The sequence below is a fragment of the Methanoculleus formosensis genome (genome assembly GCF_025384765.1).
Lineage (GTDB): Archaea > Halobacteriota > Methanomicrobia > Methanomicrobiales > Methanoculleaceae > Methanoculleus > Methanoculleus formosensis.
Window position 1 is genome coordinate 145,776 of record NZ_VHLL01000001.1, and the last position, 16,566, is coordinate 162,341.

Annotated in this window: 20 protein-coding genes; 18 read left to right on the forward strand and 2 right to left on the reverse strand. The window is 64.9% G+C overall.

Annotated elements, in window-relative coordinates; genetic code table 11:
* Nucleotides 1-37 precede the first annotated feature (37 nt).
* From FKB36_RS00825 to FKB36_RS00845, 5 genes are read left to right on the forward strand one after another with little or no spacing between them, the layout of a single operon-like run.
* Nucleotides 38-592 (forward strand): hypothetical protein, encoded by a 555-nt coding sequence (locus FKB36_RS00825; protein WP_261596128.1) that lies wholly within the window; start codon nt 38-40, stop codon nt 590-592.
* Between the two features lie 45 nt (nt 593-637).
* Nucleotides 638-1,039, forward strand: a complete 402-nt coding sequence (locus FKB36_RS00830) for a hypothetical protein (RefSeq protein WP_261596129.1) — start codon at nt 638-640, stop codon at nt 1,037-1,039.
* A gap of 20 nt (nt 1,040-1,059) precedes the next feature.
* Nucleotides 1,060-1,500: a hypothetical protein gene (locus FKB36_RS00835; RefSeq protein ID WP_261596130.1), complete on the forward strand. Its 441-nt coding sequence runs from the start codon at nt 1,060-1,062 to the stop codon at nt 1,498-1,500.
* A 19-nt stretch (nt 1,501-1,519) separates the two neighbouring features.
* Nucleotides 1,520-2,614: a carboxypeptidase-like regulatory domain-containing protein gene (locus FKB36_RS00840; RefSeq protein WP_261596131.1), complete on the forward strand. Its 1,095-nt coding sequence runs from the start codon at nt 1,520-1,522 to the stop codon at nt 2,612-2,614.
* 1 nt (nt 2,615) lies between these two features.
* A complete protein-coding gene (locus tag FKB36_RS00845) occupies nt 2,616-3,428 on the forward strand; it encodes a hypothetical protein (RefSeq protein ID WP_261596132.1) in 813 nt (270 codons plus the stop codon).
* 10 nt (nt 3,429-3,438) lie between these two features.
* Here the strand turns inward: FKB36_RS00845 and FKB36_RS00850 are convergent, their stop codons facing one another.
* Entirely contained in the window at nt 3,439-3,924 is a 486-nt protein-coding gene (locus FKB36_RS00850) for a helix-turn-helix domain-containing protein (protein WP_261596133.1), read from the reverse strand.
* Between the two features lie 103 nt (nt 3,925-4,027).
* On the opposite strand from FKB36_RS00850, the gene FKB36_RS00855 reads away from it, so the two are divergent.
* From FKB36_RS00855 to FKB36_RS00915, 13 genes are all read left to right on the forward strand, one after another.
* Nucleotides 4,028-4,807, forward strand: a complete 780-nt coding sequence (locus tag FKB36_RS00855) for an ATP-binding cassette domain-containing protein (RefSeq protein WP_261596134.1) — start codon at nt 4,028-4,030, stop codon at nt 4,805-4,807.
* On the forward strand, nt 4,804-5,511 hold the full coding sequence (locus tag FKB36_RS00860) for a GTP-binding protein (RefSeq protein WP_261596135.1): 708 nt from the start codon (nt 4,804-4,806) through the stop codon (nt 5,509-5,511). The genes FKB36_RS00855 and FKB36_RS00860 overlap by 4 nt, the downstream gene beginning before the upstream one ends.
* Nucleotides 5,512-5,515: 4 nt before the next feature.
* A complete protein-coding gene (locus FKB36_RS00865) occupies nt 5,516-6,136 on the forward strand; it encodes a (Fe-S)-binding protein (protein ID WP_261596136.1) in 621 nt (206 codons plus the stop codon).
* Nucleotides 6,133-7,374, forward strand: coding sequence for a methanogenesis marker 16 metalloprotein (locus FKB36_RS00870; RefSeq protein ID WP_261596137.1), 1,242 nt, complete (start codon nt 6,133-6,135; stop codon nt 7,372-7,374). The genes FKB36_RS00865 and FKB36_RS00870 overlap by 4 nt, the downstream gene beginning before the upstream one ends.
* Complete coding sequence (locus FKB36_RS00875; protein ID WP_261596138.1) at nt 7,371-8,660, forward strand: cysteate synthase; 1,290 nt, start codon at nt 7,371-7,373, stop codon at nt 8,658-8,660. Before FKB36_RS00870 ends, FKB36_RS00875 begins: the two co-directional genes overlap by 4 nt.
* Nucleotides 8,653-9,789 (forward strand): sulfopyruvate decarboxylase subunit beta, encoded by a 1,137-nt coding sequence (comE, locus tag FKB36_RS00880; RefSeq protein ID WP_261596139.1) that lies wholly within the window; start codon nt 8,653-8,655, stop codon nt 9,787-9,789. Before FKB36_RS00875 ends, comE begins: the two co-directional genes overlap by 8 nt.
* Before the next feature lie 147 nt (nt 9,790-9,936).
* A complete protein-coding gene (locus FKB36_RS00885; protein WP_261596140.1) occupies nt 9,937-10,149 on the forward strand; it encodes a hypothetical protein in 213 nt (70 codons plus the stop codon).
* Nucleotides 10,150-10,335: 186 nt separating this feature from the next.
* Nucleotides 10,336-10,491, forward strand: coding sequence for a hypothetical protein (locus FKB36_RS00890; RefSeq protein ID WP_261596141.1), 156 nt, complete (start codon nt 10,336-10,338; stop codon nt 10,489-10,491).
* Nucleotides 10,492-10,549: 58 nt separating this feature from the next.
* Nucleotides 10,550-11,197 carry a carotenoid biosynthesis protein gene (locus FKB36_RS00895; RefSeq protein ID WP_261596142.1) on the forward strand — a complete coding sequence of 216 codons (648 nt, stop codon included), beginning with the start codon at nt 10,550-10,552 and terminating at the stop codon, nt 11,195-11,197.
* Nucleotides 11,198-11,282: 85 nt separating this feature from the next.
* Entirely contained in the window at nt 11,283-12,755 is a 1,473-nt protein-coding gene (locus FKB36_RS00900) for a phytoene desaturase family protein (protein ID WP_261596143.1), read from the forward strand.
* A 10-nt stretch (nt 12,756-12,765) separates the two neighbouring features.
* Nucleotides 12,766-13,590, forward strand: coding sequence for a phytoene/squalene synthase family protein (locus FKB36_RS00905; RefSeq protein WP_261596144.1), 825 nt, complete (start codon nt 12,766-12,768; stop codon nt 13,588-13,590).
* 6 nt (nt 13,591-13,596) lie between these two features.
* Nucleotides 13,597-14,451: a prenyltransferase gene (locus tag FKB36_RS00910; RefSeq protein WP_261596145.1), complete on the forward strand. Its 855-nt coding sequence runs from the start codon at nt 13,597-13,599 to the stop codon at nt 14,449-14,451.
* A 169-nt stretch (nt 14,452-14,620) separates the two neighbouring features.
* Complete coding sequence (locus FKB36_RS00915) at nt 14,621-15,337, forward strand: hypothetical protein (protein WP_261596146.1); 717 nt, start codon at nt 14,621-14,623, stop codon at nt 15,335-15,337.
* Nucleotides 15,338-15,406: 69 nt separating this feature from the next.
* Here FKB36_RS00915 and FKB36_RS00920 read toward each other — a convergent pair whose 3' ends face one another.
* Nucleotides 15,407-16,339 (reverse strand): AEC family transporter, encoded by a 933-nt coding sequence (locus FKB36_RS00920; RefSeq protein ID WP_261596147.1) that lies wholly within the window; start codon nt 16,337-16,339, stop codon nt 15,407-15,409.
* Between the last annotated feature and the right edge of the window lie 227 nt (nt 16,340-16,566).

Consider the following 16,566-nt stretch of genomic DNA (forward strand, 5'->3'; position numbering starts at 1 on the left):
ACCTCTCCCGCATGGACGAGCCGGGGGATGAAGCGGGATGAGGCGATCCCTCATCGGGGGCATCGCTCTCCTGGTCTGCTTGATCGTCGCAGCAGCGATCGCGCTGGGTGCAGGCGCTCAAGATACTGCCGGCGTCCCGGTTCTGGCCGTCGGCGATTCTACACACGTAATCGTCGCGGGCGCAACATCGGTCTCCGACCTTGCAGCCGCCGGGATTCCGGCGCCGGATGAACTCAAGATCCCGAAGGGCGTCGGGCGCTACGATATCGTGACGTTCAACCACGCTGCCCTCTCCCGGGAGATAGAGGGCGGCACGCTTCTCCTTCGTGTCCGCGGAACGGAATACCTTGCCGAGGTGCACCGGATGAACTTCGAGCAGATCGACGACGACATCGACTCCTACGAGGGGAGGATCGTCGGTGTCGGCGAAAGCGACGTCCTCCTGACGACCTCGAAGAACGGCCTTATCGGGAGCGTGACGCTCAACGGGGAGACGTTCCGGATCGAGGGGGTTGAACCGCGTGCGCGTGCCGAACGGTCGGCCTCCCCCCTGCACATCATATACAGCTCGAGGGATACAGGATGGTTCTGAGGAGCGGCGATGTGAGCGGGAGCACGGGCTCCCGGAGGAGGTTGCATGGAGACTGACCGGAAGCGCCTGGTTGCCGTAGGGATCTTCGCGTTCATCGGTGTCGTCATCCTCGTTGCGGCGACCGTGTTCGGAGTTACAACCCTCATTGCCCTGGTCACGGGAATCGACGGGCCTCCGAAGTCGTTGACCGTGGAGGTGGTCGTAGAAGAGGATCTGCAGAATGCATCCGTCATCCATCTGACCGACCGGGACCTGAAGCAGCACCCGGTGCTTGCCTCTGCGATCCGCGAGGCCGGCAGCGAATCCAACGTGGTGAAATCTGCGTCGGTCCCGATGACAGAGGTCGAGTGCCTCGCACTCACCGAGTCGTTTGGTGTGTATACGGCGAATGCGCCGATCCTCGAGTACGATGGCGTGTACTACGCCACCCGCGTCCTGCTCCATTAGGATGCTTGAAGAGGTGCAGAATGGAAGACGGTAAGAAATCCGGCAACCGGCTCAGAATGGCGGGACTCGTCATCGCGTGCGGCCTTATCGGGATCGTCGCCGTCGCGCTCGGCTTCATGCTCGCCGATGCCCTCCTCATCTATGCAATGGGAGGTTCGGGCGGGCAGCCGATGCTCTACGTCATGGAAGGGGCGGAGCCGGGAGAGAACGTGGTCGTTCCCCTGACCGAGAAGGACTTTGCTGACCACCCGGCGCTCGACGCGGTCATCCGTGGCGATGAGCGCAACCCGTCGGCGTGGGAGTGGGGTATGAGCGACCGGCGCTTCATCGGGGGAACCAACGTCTCCTACGCGGAGAGCAGGGCGCTCCAGGACACTTACGGCCCCGACCGGGAGACGTGGGTCTACCCGCACCTGGAGTACGAAGGGGCGTACTACCTGGTGGTGACGACGTGGCCGTGAGAGAACCAGAGGAGGAAGGATGAGCAGAACGGCCGGAACAGGGACAATCCTCCTCGCGCTGCTGCTCGCGGCCGCCCCGGCGGCAGGCGCAGATCTCGGTCCCAATCAGCACCTGATCCCGGAACTGAAGGTGAACGAGTCGATCGAGACGATCGCCATCTCCGGCGAGTTGAGCCTTCAGCCGGAGTGGGACGGGAGTGTGACCACCGGGATACCGTTCGGTTCGATCCTTGTTCATACAGCGGATGAGAAGACGCTGGTCTTCGATAGCGACGGGAACCACCTCTTCTCCATCAGCGACGAACGCTCCGCGAAGATCCCCACCCCGGCGGGTGTCGAGAAGCCCTGCACCTGGGTGAACCAGGTCCCGAGCGGTTCTCGCTCCTACCACCACGACAACGCGACCTTCATCTTCGGCACGGCCGGGGACCTCATCCTCACCGTCATCAACGAGCACCCGCCGCCCGTCGAAGACCCGATCGCCATCAACATCACCTCCCCGCGTGAGGGCGAAACCATCTGGATCGACGTCGTTCCGCCGCACGTCGCCGTCGTCGGGGAGGTGCATGCCTCTGCAGGTCTGCACAGCGTGGTTGTTCGGAGCGGAGCCGGAGAGGTCTCGTGCGGAAACCGTCCCGAGTTCGCCTGCTCGGTGCCGGTCTCCGCCGGGGAGAACGCGATCACCGTCGTGGCGGGCACCCATGGACGCCGGGTTGAGAAGACCGTGAACCTGACCGTCCGCATCGGCATCCCGCCGCCCCCACTGATCGCCGTCTCGGGCAGGGTGACAGATGCCAACGGCAGTCCGGTTCCCGGTGCGTCGGTGCGGTTCGAGTCGGTGTTTACGCTCGACGGCGAATCCATTGCGGGGACGAACGTAACGGGAGAAGACGGCCGCTACCTGGTAGAAGATGCCCTCGGTTACCGGCAGACCGTCACGGTCGAGATGGAGGGCTATTCCACCCTCCGGGAGGAGTTCATCTTTGAGAACCTGACGAACGATCTCGACCTGGAACTGGAGCCCCTGCCCCGGACCGTTCCGGGGTTCGGCTCCGCGCTCGCGGCTCTATCGCTCACGGGGGTTCTCCTCCTCGTCGGCCGGAAGAGGTGGTGAGATGACAGAGAGCGGTTCGATAATCCCGGCGCTCCTCCTTACCGCCGTAGTCACGGCGCTGGCGGCGGGTTTTGCGGCCTTCTCACCCGTCGCGGAGGCCTCCGTAACCCCGCACGAGGAGATAGCCACCGAAGATCAGGCCCTGGTTCATATCGATTTCTTCACGGAGAAGCGGGATGTCCCGGTCGAGGGCGTGGATACCCTCTCCTCGATCCTGCGCTACGAACTCGCGGTCTACGATACGATGGCAATCCGGGATCACCTGATTTCCGGCGAACCGCTCGCGATGCATATCGCCGGGCAGCCCTGCACGGCGGATCTGCAGGAGACGCGGCACAACACCGGCTCCTTCACCGGCACGCTTGACGGGGACGGGTGGGCGCACCTGACCATCAGCGGCGACGTCCTTCGCGGCTACTTCGAGCTCGGCGGCGTTGCCTACTGGGTGGAGAGCACCGGACGGTACGATCCCGATTCCCCCGGAAAGGTCCTCTACTATCTCTTCTCCTCCGCCGACGTGAAGGGGCTGAGCGGCTGTTACCTCACACTCTACAACATCAGCAACGGGGACCTGGAGGATTCCGGGTACCCCCGGGGCTGGACAAAACCCGACTTCCTGAACGCCGGAGACGAGGTCGCCCCGCTCACCGATGCCGATCTCGCCCGCCTCCCCAGAGTGAACGAGACCCTTCGCACCGGCTTTATGGAGGTGCCGCTCTCCGATAACGAGACGCTGCGGATCGCCGAGGGCTACCGGGGGAAGATCGCAGAGTACCGTGGGAACTACTACCTGATCGACTTCATAACGGCCTGATCCCCGGCTCCTACACCCTCTTTGCAATCGTCTCGATCGCTTCGATGATCGTCTGCTGCTGCGGTTTGATGATCGCGACCGGGCAGTCGACGATCTTCTCCACGATCGACGCGAGGATTGGGGCGCAGACGATCCCGAGCGCCCCCTCCTTCTCCGCCCGTGCCGCGGCGGCGATGCACTCCTCAAGGGTGTTCGCCGCGTAGCCCCGGATGTGGTATTGCTTCCCACCGATAGGGAGGTCGCGGTTGTCGATCTCATCGAGCAGGAACCGGGCCGCGATCACCGCGATGAAACTCTTCTCCCGGGGTTCGAGGACGTTGACGATCCGCCGGACGGTCGAGAGGCGCGGGTCCGCCCTGCCCGACGTGAGCTTGTAGAGGGTGGCGGCCGGGATCCCCGCCCGTTCAGCGAGGTCGCGGATGCTCATGTCCTGCCGGGCGAGTTCTTCCTGGAGCGCTTCGGCAAACTCGGCTTCAAAGATCTTTCGCGAGAGCATTGTTCTACTTTAGTAGTATATTGGAGATAAAATTTTCCTTTTATGGTGACACTATCCTCAACATAGGAAAACGCTTATCATGATCAGCGGCGACTGTTCTCCCATGGATCCCTCACCCATCCGGGAGATCACGATCCTCCCCGGGCTGAGCCGGGGCGGCGAGCCGGAGCGGTTCGAAGCGATCACCATCCGCCCCGGCGACACAATATCGGTCGTCGGCCCCACCGGCTCGGGGAAGAGCGCCCTCATCAACGACATCGAGGTCTTCGCCCGAAACGACACCGCAACGGGGCGCACGGTCCTCGTCAACGGCGAATTCCCCCCCGAAGAGTTCGTCCGCGACCCGGCGCACAAACCCGTCGCCCTGATCACCCAGAACACCCGGTGCCTCGCGGACCTCACGGTCACGGAGTTCCTTTCGATGCACGTCCAGTCCCGGAGGATCGAGGACGACCGCATCATCGAGAGGACGATCGCCCTCGCAAACGAGTTCACCGGAGAGGCAATCCGGCCGGACGCCCGAATGACCGCGCTCTCCGGCGGGCAGACCCGGTCGCTCCTGGTGGCCGATGCGATCATGATCGCCGCGGCGCCGGTCCTCCTCCTCGACGAGGTGGAGAACGCCGGGATCTTCAAGGAACGGGTGATCGAGGTTCTCCGGGCGGGCGGGAAGGCGGTCATCTTCGTCACGCACGACCCCCTCGTCTCCCTCCTCTCGGGCCGGCGGATCGTCATGCGGGACGGGGCGGTCGAGCGGGTGATCGAGCCGGACGGCAGGGAGATTGCCGCTCTCCGGGAGGCCCGCCGCCTCGACGGCATCCTCTTCCGGATGCGTGAGCAGATACGGGCGGGCGACCTGATCACGGAACCGGTCGGAGCATGAGGCTCGCCGTCGTCGCCGGGCCGCCGTCCGCCGGGAAGACCGCCGTCGTTCGGCAGGTTATCCGCACCCTGCAAGACCGGCACCGGATCGCCTACCTGAAGATCGACGTCGTCCGGGCGTTCGAGGACGAGGAACTCGCGGCCGAGTTCGGCATCCCGGCGCGGAAGGTCTACTCGGGCGACCTCTGCCCGGACCACGCCGGGGTGATGGTGATGCGGGACGCCATCGCCTGGGCCGAAGGGGAGGGCGCCGACCTCCTCCTGGTCGAGAGCGCCGGGCTCTGCCTCCGTTGCTCGCCCTACACCACACAAGGGCTCGGGATCGTTGTCCTCTCTGCAATATCGGGGACAAACACGCCCCTGAAGATGGCTGCGATGCTCGCGCTCGCCGATGTCGCGGTCGTGACCCGGATCGACCTCGTCTCCCAGGCCGAGAAGGAGGTCTTCCGGGAACGTATCCGGGAGGTGAACCCCGACCTCGATATCGTGGAGACGAACGCCGTCCAGGGGACCGGGATGCGCTACCTCCTCAGGGCGATCGAGGATCACCCGGCAATAGCCGACCCGGATACAGTCGTCCTCCGGGGTGCGCCGCCGCTTGGGGTCTGCACCGTCTGCATCGGGAAGACCGAGATTGGGTGGCAACACCACTTCGGGGTCGTCCGGAGACTCGAGGACGCCGACTACCTCTTCCGGGGGGACTAGTCCGGTGGCATGGCAACCGCCCGGGAAGGACTGCGGGGCCTGCGGCTCTCCGACCTGCGAGGCATTCATCGCCCTGGTCCGGCGAGGGGGAAAGAGCCTTCCCGACTGTGTCTTCTACCCCGCCGGGACCCCCGCCTCCACCGGGTCCGAAGGCGATGCCTGCTATACCGGCCGGGATGTCCTCGGCGGCGAGTACGACTTCATCCTCAACCCCCTCCCCGGCGAGGTCTCGGCCCGGAAGATCATCCTCCCCTTCCGGCCGGACCTCGTAGAGAAGTGGGAGATTGCTTCCGGGGATATCGTCGTCGGGAGGCCGGCCGGCGCGGGCTGCCCGGTCCAGCACGTCCTCTCGGTCATCCACGCGAATCCCGTGAGTGGTCTCCTCACCTGCCTGGTCGTCGGGCCGCGTGCCTCCCGGGGCGGAGGGTTTAAGGAGATCGAGGCGTATCACATCGTTGGTTTCGAGGGGATTGCCCGGACGGTGCGGCGCGAACCTACCTTCGGGATGCGGCAACGGTTCCTGCCCGGCCACTGCATGATGAACCTCACGCATACGGGCGTCGTGAATATGATTCTCGCACAGTCCTCGGGTCTCCGCGTGCGGGTGGAGGATATCAGGTTATGAAGACGATGAGAGAGATCGACCAAAAGATCCGGAACGGTTCGGCGGTCGTCTACACCGCCGCGGAGTTCAAGCGGCTCGTCCGCGAGGGTGGGGAGGTCACGGCCGCAGACGTCGACGTGGTCACCACCGGGACGTGCGGGGTGATGTCGGGGACCGCAGCGATCCTCTCGGTTCCGGTCGCAGCGCCCGGGACATTCGAGCGTGCCGAACGGGCCTGGCTCAACGGGGTCCCCTGCATGCCCGGCCCCTGCCCGAACGAGCGCCTCGGGCTCGTCGACCTGATCGTCTCCGGGACCGCCCACGCCGGCGCCGGCTACGGCGGCGGCCACCTCTTCCGCGATATCGTCGAGGGCCGGGAGATCGAGGTGGTGGTGGAGGCTGCCGATCGGTCGATCGAGGCGAAGGTGACCCTTGATGACTTCTCCTACGCCCGGCTCTTCACGACCCGGAGCGCCTACCGGAACTACACTGCCTACCTGAACACCCAGCCGACCCGGGTGAAGACCATCTTCTCGGTCACGGGGCTTCAGGGGCCCTGCCGGGAGGTCTCGGTCAGCGGGTGCGGCGAGATCAATCCCCTCCAGAACGATCCCGCACGGCTCGCGATCCGGGACGGGACGCCTGTCTTCCTGAACGGCTCGGCCGGTATCGTGACCGGGGAGGGGACCCGGAGCACTCCTTCGCGGCCGAACCTCACGGTCATCGCCGATATGGCAGGGATGCAGCCCCGCTACATGGGAGGGTTCAGGACCTCTGCAGGGCCGGAGTGCATCACGAGTGTCGGGATCGCGATCCCGGTCCTCGACGACCGGCAGGTGGCGGGACTCCGCGTCCTCGACGATGAGATCGCTCTCCCGGTCGCCGACATCAACACCCGGAGAGTCCTCGATACGGCGACCTACGCCGACGTCTGGCAGCGGCCCAACCGGGAGGTGGCCTACTATCCGGAGTGGTGCGAGGGGTGCTCGGCCTGTGCTGCGGCCGTAATTTGCCCGACGGGCGCGTTTACCCGCGAGACCGGGATCGACCGCGACCGCTGCCTCGCCTGCACCGCCTGCATGGCCGCCTGCCCGAACAACGCCCTCGAGGCCGGGGAGGGCTCGCTCCGTGTCCGGGGACGGAAGGTCCCGATCACGCTGCGCCAGTCGGGCCGGACGCTCGCGGAAGATCTCTGCCGGGACTTAAAAGAGATGGTCCTCGATGCCCGGTTCACCTTCACCGGGGGCGGGGGGCGGTGAGGGAGAAGTACCTCCTCCACTGCCCGGGATGCGGCCGGCCCTTCCCCGACCGCTACACCCTCGACTGCCCGTCGGGGTGCGACGCCCTGCTCCGGACAGTCTACGCCGAGCACCGGCTCGTCCTTCGTGACCTCCCCGGCATCTTCCGCTACTCTTCGTGGCTTCCCATCGAGGGCCATCTCCGGATCGACGCCGGCCCGGTCTCCTACGAGAGCGTCGGTCTCGCCCGGGAACTCGGGCTCTCAAACCTCACGATCACGTTCTCGGGCTACTGGCCCGAGCGGGGCGGGCGGATGGAGACCTGCTCGTTCAAGGAACTCGAGGCGCAACCGACGGTGCTGCGCCTCGGGGAGAAGGGCGCCGGGGTCATCCAGGTCTCCTCGGCGGGGAACACCGGCCGGGCCTTCTGCCAGGTCTCGGCCCTGACCGGGGCCCCGGTCGTGGTGGTGGTCCCGGCATCCGCCGCCGACCGGCTCTGGACGACGGTTCCGGCCCCGAACGTCTGCCTCATCACGGTGGAAGGGGACTACTCCGACTCGATCGCGTTCGGGCGGGAGGTCTGCTCGCTCCCCGGTATCGTCCCCGAGGGCGGGGCGAAGAACGTCGCCCGGCGTGACGGGATGGGGACGGTGATGCTCGACGGGACGCTCTTCGCCGGGAGGCTCCCCGACTCCTACTTCCAGGCGGTCGGGAGCGGGACCGGGGCGATTGCCGCGTGGGAAGCGGCCGAGCGGCTCATCGCCGACGGCCGGTTCGGTTCCCGCCTCCCGGCTCTCCACCTCTCCCAGAACCTCCCCTTCGTCCCGATGGTCCGGGCCTGGGAGGCGGGGAGACGGGAGATCGTGGCCGAGGATATGCCCGACGCCGAGGCATCGATCGCCCGGGTTTCTGCTGGCGTCCTGACGAACCGCCACCCGCCCTGGGGGGTCCGGGACGGGGTCTACGATGCACTCGCGGCATCTGGGGGGAGGATGTATGCGGTCTCGAACGACGACGCCCGATCCGCCGGGAGGCTCTTTGCCGATACCGAGGAGATCGACCTCGACCCGGCGGCGGCCGTCGCGGTCGCCTCGCTCGTCCGTGCGGCGGAGGAAGGGTTGGTCAGCCCGGAGGAGCACATCCTCCTGAACGTGACCGGCGGCGGCTACGAGCGTGCGGCCGAGGACCTCGACCGCTACCCGGTCGAGCCCTATCTCCGGGTCCGGGCCGATGAGGCCTTCGAGGGGGATCTCCGGGATGCCGTCAGAGCCTGGATCGCGGAGCAGGGGGTGGCAATCCGTGCGTGAAGGATGTGTCCTCGACCGTCTCGCGGCCCTCGGGGTCGATACCGTGGCGTCGCTCCCCTGCGACCGGACGCAGGAGTTCTGTGCCCTCATCCCGGAACGGCTCCATGCGGTGAACCTGACCCGGGAGGAGGACGGTGTCGGGATCTGCGCCGGGCTCGCGATGGCCGGAGGGCGGCCGGTGCTCCACATGCAGAGCTCGGGGCTCGGGAACTCCCTGAACGCGATCATGTCCCTCACCGTCACCTTCGGCCTCCCCCTCCCGGTCCTCGCGAGCTGGCGGGGGGTCTACCGGGAGGCGATCCCGGCCCAGGTGCCGTTCAACCGGGCGGTCCCGGGGGTGCTCGCGGCGCTCGACATCCCGTATACGGTCATCCGCGATCCTTCGGACGAGGGATTGATCGACGAGGTCGTCCGCGACGCGTACGATAATATGCGGCCGCACGTGGGCCTGATCCTCCCCTCGTTCTGGGAGGGGGCGGAGGAGGCCTGCCCGGCGGAGCAGCCGTTCCCGCCCCGGGCCCGGGAGTCTGCGCTCGAGTACCGGCGGGCGTTCCGCGACCCGGTGATGACCCGATACGATGCGATCCGGGCGATCGCCGCCGCCCTGGATGACGAGGCGGTCGTCGCGAACATCGGCGTCCCCTCAAAGGAGCTCTACGCGGCGAACGACCGGGACCTGAATTTCTACATGCTCGGGAGCTACACCCAGGCGACCCCGATCGGTCTCGGGCTTGCCATCGCCACCGACCGGGATATCGTCGTCCTCGACGGCGACGGGAGCCTGCTCGGGACCGCCGTCCTCCCGGTAGTGGCGGCGGAGGCCCCAGAGAACCTCACGATCGTCTGCCTGGACAACGGGGCCTTCGGGAGCACCGGAAACCAGCCCACCCCGGCCTCCGGGCTGGTGGACATGGAACTCCTCGCCCGTGCCGCCGGGATCCGGCGGACCTGCAAGGTGCAGGACGAGCGGGAGCTGAAGGATGCCTGGGAGAGCCGGGGAAGGGGGCCGACCTTCATCCATGTCGTTTTGAAGCCCGGAAACGCGGTGGTTCCGAATATTCCGCTCGCCCCGGAGGAAATCCGGGAAAGGTTTGTGCGGGGGCTCCCGTGGGCCGCACCGGCAGATTAACACAATTATTTATTGTTCGAAACCACGAACACATGTTCGGTGACATGAACCTCCCTGGAGGGGACGTTCTCGCTCACGTCGACCATCGTTGAGCGACGGCCGAATCTGCAGTAACGGGGCGGATGAAGCATGCAGCGAAAGATATCGATGAACACACTCTTAACGGGGCTCTTCGTCGCGATGCTCCTTCTCTTGCTCTTCTACGACCCTATCAGGGGGCTCCATTCGGCGCTTGATCCTCTTCTCATGCTTTTTGGCCAGGGCGTTGGCCTCGTTCTCCTGGCGCTCATGGCATTCTGCATCGTCGGCCTGGTGCTGCTCGCCGTCCGACGTCTTTACGGCCTTTGTCATGGGAAATGACGACAGTTATCCTGGTAGAGTTCTTCTCCGCACAGAGAGATCCGTTCCAGGATCGATCAACCTGGGTGTTAGCATCTCCCGTAACCCTTTGTGGAGATCCAGACTCTTTGTTTCCGGTAACAACCCCCGGATGCGTAGAGATGCGTGACAGAAAACATATACCTCGAAACGTCCAGGTCATCATACATGGAGCGCAAATATCTCATCGCGTTGCTGCTCGTCGGCACCGCGGCCGGCCTGTATGCAGTCATCACCTACCAATGGATCCTGGGGTTCATCATCGTTGCACTGGTGGCGCTGATTCTGGTCGCGGGCGACGTCGCAGGGCGGAGCAAGGCGTAGCCGTCGGCGACCGCCACCGACATGGAAGATTTATCTCCACCGGAGCCTTCCCCTGCCTATGCGCATCACCCGGCCGGCTCTCCTCCTCGCCGCCCTCGCCCTCCCTTCATACATCGCCCTCGTCCGCTGGCTCGGCCCCGCCCGCGGCATCGCGCTCCTCTTCCTCCTGAGCCTCCTCCCGCTCGCCGTCGAGGGATACGCCGTCGCGACCGGCATCCCGTATGGGTGGTTCACGTATTCGGCCGACCTCGGCTACCGGGCCTTCGGCCTCGTCCCCTGGACGGTCGCCTTCGCCTACCTCCCGATGCTCCTCGGCGCCGTCACCCTCGCCAGCGCCGCCGCCGGGACCGGGTGGTGGCGGCTGGTCCCGGCCGGTGTCCTCGTCCTCCTCCTCGTCGACCTCGTCATCGACCCGGCGGTCGTCCACGCCGGCCTCTGGGTCTGGCCCGACGGTGGCGCCTACTACGGCGTGCCGGTCTCGAACTTCGCAGGCTGGATCCTGACCGGAACGGTCTACATCACCCTCTTCCGGCTCATCGCGGGCGATCGAGCGATCCCCGGGACGGTGGCGGCGAGCCTCCTCCTGATCCTCGCGTTCTGGACCGGCTACCTCACGCGGAGCGGCCTTGCGATACCGGCGCTCCTCGGGGCGGCCCTCGCCCTTGCAACCCTTCCGGTCATCCTCAGGGACGGGTCGCCGCGCTGACCACCCGTTCCGTGCCCCCGATACCAAGGTTTATATCCCATATGCTTCTTCCTGCACCCGTTTTCCATTCAGGCAGGGGGAGTGTATGCGGGCTGTAATTGTCGGGGCCGGGTTCGGGGGGCTCTCCGTCGCGGCCCTTCTTGCAAAGGGCGGGTTTGATGTCACGGTGATCGAGAAGAACGAGCAGCCCGGGGGCCGGGCGAGCGTCCACCGCGATGGAGGGTTCACATTCGATATGGGACCGTCCTGGTACCTTATGCCCGATGTCTACGACCGATTCTTCGCGGAGTTCGGGAAAAGCCCAAAAGACTACTTCCCACTCGTCCGACTCGATCCTTCATACCGGGTCTTCTTCGCCGACGATCAAATCGCCGATGTCTCGGCCGATATCGAGAAGAACCTCGCCCTCTTCGAGTCGTTTGAACCCGGCGGGGCGGAGAAACTTCGAAACTACCTCGCCGAGTCGGAGGAGACCTACCGGACCACGATGGACGACCTCCTCTACCGTGACTACCGGAGCATCTTCGACTTCTTCGACTGGCGGCTCCTCGCCCGGGGAAGGAAACTCCGCCCCTTCGAGAACCTGGAGACCTACGTCAAAAAACGCTTTTCAAGCGACCAGGCCCGGAAGGTCGTCCAGTACTCCATCGGCTTCCTCGGCGGCTCGCCTAAAAACACCCCCTCGTTCTACCATATCATGACGCATATCGACATGAACATGGGAGTGTGGTACCCCGAAGGGGGCATGCGGGCGGTCGTCGAGGCCCTCGTCACGCTCGGTCGGGAGTTCGGCGTCGAGTACCGCTACAATGAGCCGGCGACCGCGATCGACGTGGAAGGGGGAGTCGCCCGCCGGGTCGTCACCCCGCTCGGCGCCCACGAGACCGATATCGTCGTCGTGAACGCGGACTACCCGTTCGCGGAGATGCACCTCCTTCCCGAGAACTCGCGGTCCTACCCTGCCTCATACTGGGAGAAGAAGGTCCTTGCCCCGTCCACGTTCGTCGCCTATCTCGGCGTGGACCGGGAGATCACGAAACTCGCCCACCACAACATCTTCCTCGAACCCGACTGGGAGGAGGGGTTCGAGACGATCTTCGATCCCAAGAAAGCCGCCTGGCCGGAGAACCCCTCGTTCTACGTCAACGTCCCCTCGAGGACGGATACGACCGCCGCCCCGGGAGGCACCGATACGCTCTTTCTCCTCGCGCCCCTCGCCCCCGGCCTTGAGGATACCCCGGAACTCCGCGAGCGGCTCTACGACCACCTTATGAGCCGGATGGAGGAGATCCTCGGTGAGAATATCCTTGATGCGGTCGTGACCCGGCGGATCTTCGCCCTCTCGGACTTTGCGGACCGCTACAACGCCTACCGCGGCACGGCGCTCGGCCTCACCCACACCCTCCGGCAGACGGCGCTCTGGCGGCCGGCGCACCGGAGCAAGAAGGTGGGCAACGTCTACTACACCGGTCAGTACACCCATCCCGGGATCGGGGTCCCGATGACCCTGATATCCTCCCAGATCGTCGCTCGTGAGTTAATAGACCACTACGGATGAGGGGTGTTCTGTGATCGACAGGACCATTTACGAGATCTTCAGGCGGGGGAGCAGGACGTACTTCTACTCGACCCTCTTCTTCCCGCCGGCGGTGCGGGAGGACGTCTTTTCCCTCTACAGTTTCGTCCGCACCGCCGACGATTACGTGGACGCGGTGCCGCAGGAGGTCGAGGAGTTCTACGCCCTCACCGACCGCTACGCCATGGCGATGGCCGGGGAGGCGACGGGGGACGTGGTGGTCGACTCGTTCGTCGAACTTGCGGAGCGCAAAGGCTTTGATCAAGCGTGGACGGCGGCGTTCCTCTCCTCGATGGAGAGGGATATCACGGTCGGCTCCTACCGGACGATCCGGGATCTCGAGGGCTATCTCTATGGATCGTCCGAGGTGATCGGGCTGATGATGGCCCGGATCCTCGACCTCCCGCCGGAATCACAAGTTGCAGCGCAGAACCTCGGCCGGGCGATGCAGTACGTCAATTTCATCCGCGACATCGCAGAAGACCTCGCTCTCGGCCGGACTTACTTCCCCCGCGAAGAGATGGAGGCGTTCGGGCTCGATGACCTCTCGGCGACGACCGCTTCCCGTGACTCCCGGGGGTTTGCAGCATTTCTCCGGTTCCAGCTCCGGCGCTACCGGGAGTGGCAGGAGGCGGCGGAAGCAGGATTCGGGCACATCCCCCGGCGCTACCGGATCCCGATCCGGACCGCGTCGGACATGTACCGCTGGACGGCCCGGACGATAGAACGCGACCCGGCCGTCGTCCACCGGCGGAAGGTGAAACCGTCGGTGTTCCGGATCGTCTCCGGCGCCGCCTCGAACACCCTGAAGGCGTGAGGGTCCGTGGCTCCCCGGTTCCTCTCGCTCGCCTGGCGGGTCTCGCGGTTCCGGTTCTGGATCTACACCGGCGGAACCTACGTGGTGGGCTACGCCCTCGGGATGGACTCCTGGACGGCCTTCTTCGATCCCGGCTACGTCCTCTTCCTGCTCTACTTCTTCTTCCCGGCAAACCTCCTGATCTACGGGGTGAACGACTGGTGGGACCAGGAGACCGACCGGTTCAACCCAAAAAAGGACGTGAAGGAGTACCGCATCAGTGATGCGGACGGCCGGGACCTGCTCCTCCTCCTCGCTCTTGCGGGCGCCGTCAGCCTCGCGCTCCTTTTCGTGCTCGACACTGTCGGGCAGGCGCTGCTGCTCGCGTTCCTCTTCCTCTCCTATTTCTATAGCGCTCCGCCGCTCCGGTTCAAGGAGGTCCCGGTCCTCGACTTCTCCTCGAACATGCTCTACATAATGCCGGGAATCCTCGGCTACTACATCGCGGGCGGCGCCCTCCCCTCACTTGCCCTCGTCCTCGCCGGCTACCTCCACATCTCAGCGATGCACCTCTTCTCCGCGATCCCCGATATCGGCTTCGATGCGACCGCGGGGATGACGACGACGGCCGTCGTCCTCGGAAGGCGGCGCTCGCTTCTCCTCTGCCTCGCGTTCTGGTCGGGGCTTGCCGCTCTCGTCATCTATCTTGCCGGTCTTCACCCCTTAAGCCTGCTCGTCCTGATCTACCCGGCCGTCCCTCTCGCCCTCCTCCTCCGGGAGAGCCTCTCCATCGACCAGGTCTACTGGTACCTCCCGTTCGTCAACACCGGCCTCGGGGGGCTGGTCTTTCTTCTCGCGACCCTGCGGACGGTTGCGTGGTAGGGCGGGACCATAACGGCCCACCTCTGGTCCGGAGCCAGCCCTGAAGCTTGATGTGCAGACGCGCGGCACAGAAAAGGTTTATAGCTGAACGTCGACCTCACACCCGTAGATACCGACATCCGGTTATGCGCAGTCCATCCGCGGGTTCGACGCCCGAAGCGAGGTCTGTATGAAGGTTGAATATGTTCTCAAGGCGATCACTGTCGTCCTTGCCGTAATTGTCTTCCTGATCCTCTTCTCTCCCGCGTTCACCGAAACCGTCCTGCCGGGTAACTTCTACACGATCGAGATCACCGGTCTACCCGGTCCTGCCGCGAACGGCACCGCCACGGTCATGGTCCCGATCCCGGCGAACGTAACGGGCGAACCGGTGATCCCGGAGGAAGCGCTCGTCGGCGATCGGGTCACCGGGTGGCAGGCAGAGCTCCGGGAGACACCCTTCGGGAAGATGCTCGCATTCACGGCGACCGGGGAGTGTGCGCCCGATATTTCAATATCGTTTGAGGTGCTGCAGACGGAAGACGAGCTGCAGCGACTGCCCCGGTACCAGCGACCCACCAACCTGACCGCATGGGAGATGAAGAGAGAGCTGCGGCTGCTCATGCCCGTGCTTGCGACCCCCGGTGACGTTGGCGTCGCTGAGTTCATCCAGGTTTCAAACAGTACCTACACCACGGTCGTATTCCTTGACGGCTTCGCCCCGCCGCCGGAAGATGCAGCAGGGATCACGTTCAGCCTCGAGTACCGGGGAGTGGGGGGCACGAAACGCTTGATACGCGAAAATACCTGGACGGCAACGGTGAATACGGCCGTTCAAGGCACAGAGTCGGGTTTCGTCCCGGTACCGGCTGAATACCGGGTTATTGCAGGGGGTATCGGGTTCTGATGGAGATCGATTTCATCGTCAAGGATGGATCCCGGCGGTAATTATTCACTCTTCCTGCTTTTCTCTCTTCTACAGTAGCACCGTCGTGACGAGCGGGATCGTAACGAGTGACCCGATCGTCGAGACGAAGACGATCTGCGACGCGAGTTTTGAATCCGCACCGTACTGCTCCGCAAAGATGACGGTGTTTGCGGCGGCGGGCATCGCGGCCATCGTGATCATGATCCCGTTGATGTAGGGGTCGGGGAAGAACGGGGCGATGAGGTAGCAGTAGGTCGCCGGGATTGCGAGGAGGAGGACGGCGCTCGCGACCCAGTTTCGCCAGTTCCCGACCATCTCCCGGGTCGGGAATGTCGCGAGCATCGCCCCGACGATGATCATCGCAAGCGGCGTCGTCACCCCGCCGAGGAGGTCGATCGAGTCGATGAAGGGGCTCGGGATCTCGACCGATCCGAGGAAGAGGGCGAGCCCGACGATGGAAGCCGCGATCCCGGAATTCAGGAGCAGTTTTGGATCGAACCTCTCCCCCCTCCCCCCGGTGAGCATCATGATCCCGACCGAGAAGACCAGAACGTTGAAGACGAGGTTGAATATCGCGACGTAAAAGAGCGATTCTTCCCCGAAGAGCGCCAGAGCGACTGGAAACCCCATGAACCCGACGTTGCCGAAGACGATCGCGAACTGGAGCACCCCCTCCTCCGCGGCCGGAATCCGCATGGCCTTCGAGACCACCCAGGCGATGGCGAACGATATGACGTAGAGCGCCCCCGTCGCGAGGATCAGGGTCTCGGCACCCGCGAGGCGCTCGGTGGTGAAGGGCACCTGCATCGAGGCGATGATCAGCGCCGGCAGGGTGATGTTGATGAGGAGCCCGGAGAGACCCCGGGTGGCCCGGGGGTCCACGATCTTTGTCGCGACCGCGACATAGCCGGCGGCGATCAGGAGGACCAGGATGAAGATCTGATCTGCGACTACCAGGAAATCCGTGATCATGCCGTTCATGAGGGCTCCGCTCCGTCCGGTTCACCAGTGTGGGCGCCGGTACCCCTTTATGGTTCTGCTCGGGGGTGGGAAAGGTGAAGATGATTCTGAGGGCGGTTTAACGGGCTCGTGTGCGACCGGGAGAGAAACTACTCCGGTATGGGAGAGATTCCCCGCCGGCATCGCAGAGCTATGTACCAGAGCGCGATCGTTACGCCGAGGAGCACCTCGCCCACGTAGAGGAGGGA

Bases quoted from the DNA above. Each gene is read 5' to 3' on its own strand.
- FKB36_RS00915 (WP_261596146.1), top strand. From the start codon at position 14,621: ATGAAGGTTGAATATGTTCTCAAGGCGATCACTGTCGTCCTTGCCGTA.
- FKB36_RS00855 (WP_261596134.1), top strand. From the start codon at position 4,028: ATGGATCCCTCACCCATCCGGGAGATCACGATCCTCCCCGGGCTGAGC.
- FKB36_RS00835 (WP_261596130.1), top strand. From the start codon at position 1,060: ATGGAAGACGGTAAGAAATCCGGCAACCGGCTCAGAATGGCGGGACTC.
- FKB36_RS00890 (WP_261596141.1), top strand. From the start codon at position 10,336: ATGGAGCGCAAATATCTCATCGCGTTGCTGCTCGTCGGCACCGCGGCC.
- FKB36_RS00845 (WP_261596132.1), top strand. From the start codon at position 2,616: ATGACAGAGAGCGGTTCGATAATCCCGGCGCTCCTCCTTACCGCCGTA.
- FKB36_RS00825 (WP_261596128.1), top strand. From the start codon at position 38: ATGAGGCGATCCCTCATCGGGGGCATCGCTCTCCTGGTCTGCTTGATC.
- FKB36_RS00830 (WP_261596129.1), top strand. From the start codon at position 638: ATGGAGACTGACCGGAAGCGCCTGGTTGCCGTAGGGATCTTCGCGTTC.
- FKB36_RS00920 (WP_261596147.1), bottom strand. From the start codon at position 16,339: ATGAACGGCATGATCACGGATTTCCTGGTAGTCGCAGATCAGATCTTC.
- FKB36_RS00860 (WP_261596135.1), top strand. From the start codon at position 4,804: ATGAGGCTCGCCGTCGTCGCCGGGCCGCCGTCCGCCGGGAAGACCGCC.
- FKB36_RS00870 (WP_261596137.1), top strand. From the start codon at position 6,133: ATGAAGACGATGAGAGAGATCGACCAAAAGATCCGGAACGGTTCGGCG.
- FKB36_RS00850 (WP_261596133.1), bottom strand. From the start codon at position 3,924: ATGCTCTCGCGAAAGATCTTTGAAGCCGAGTTTGCCGAAGCGCTCCAG.
- FKB36_RS00840 (WP_261596131.1), top strand. From the start codon at position 1,520: ATGAGCAGAACGGCCGGAACAGGGACAATCCTCCTCGCGCTGCTGCTC.
- FKB36_RS00895 (WP_261596142.1), top strand. From the start codon at position 10,550: ATGCGCATCACCCGGCCGGCTCTCCTCCTCGCCGCCCTCGCCCTCCCT.
- FKB36_RS00900 (WP_261596143.1), top strand. From the start codon at position 11,283: ATGCGGGCTGTAATTGTCGGGGCCGGGTTCGGGGGGCTCTCCGTCGCG.
- FKB36_RS00885 (WP_261596140.1), top strand. From the start codon at position 9,937: ATGAACACACTCTTAACGGGGCTCTTCGTCGCGATGCTCCTTCTCTTG.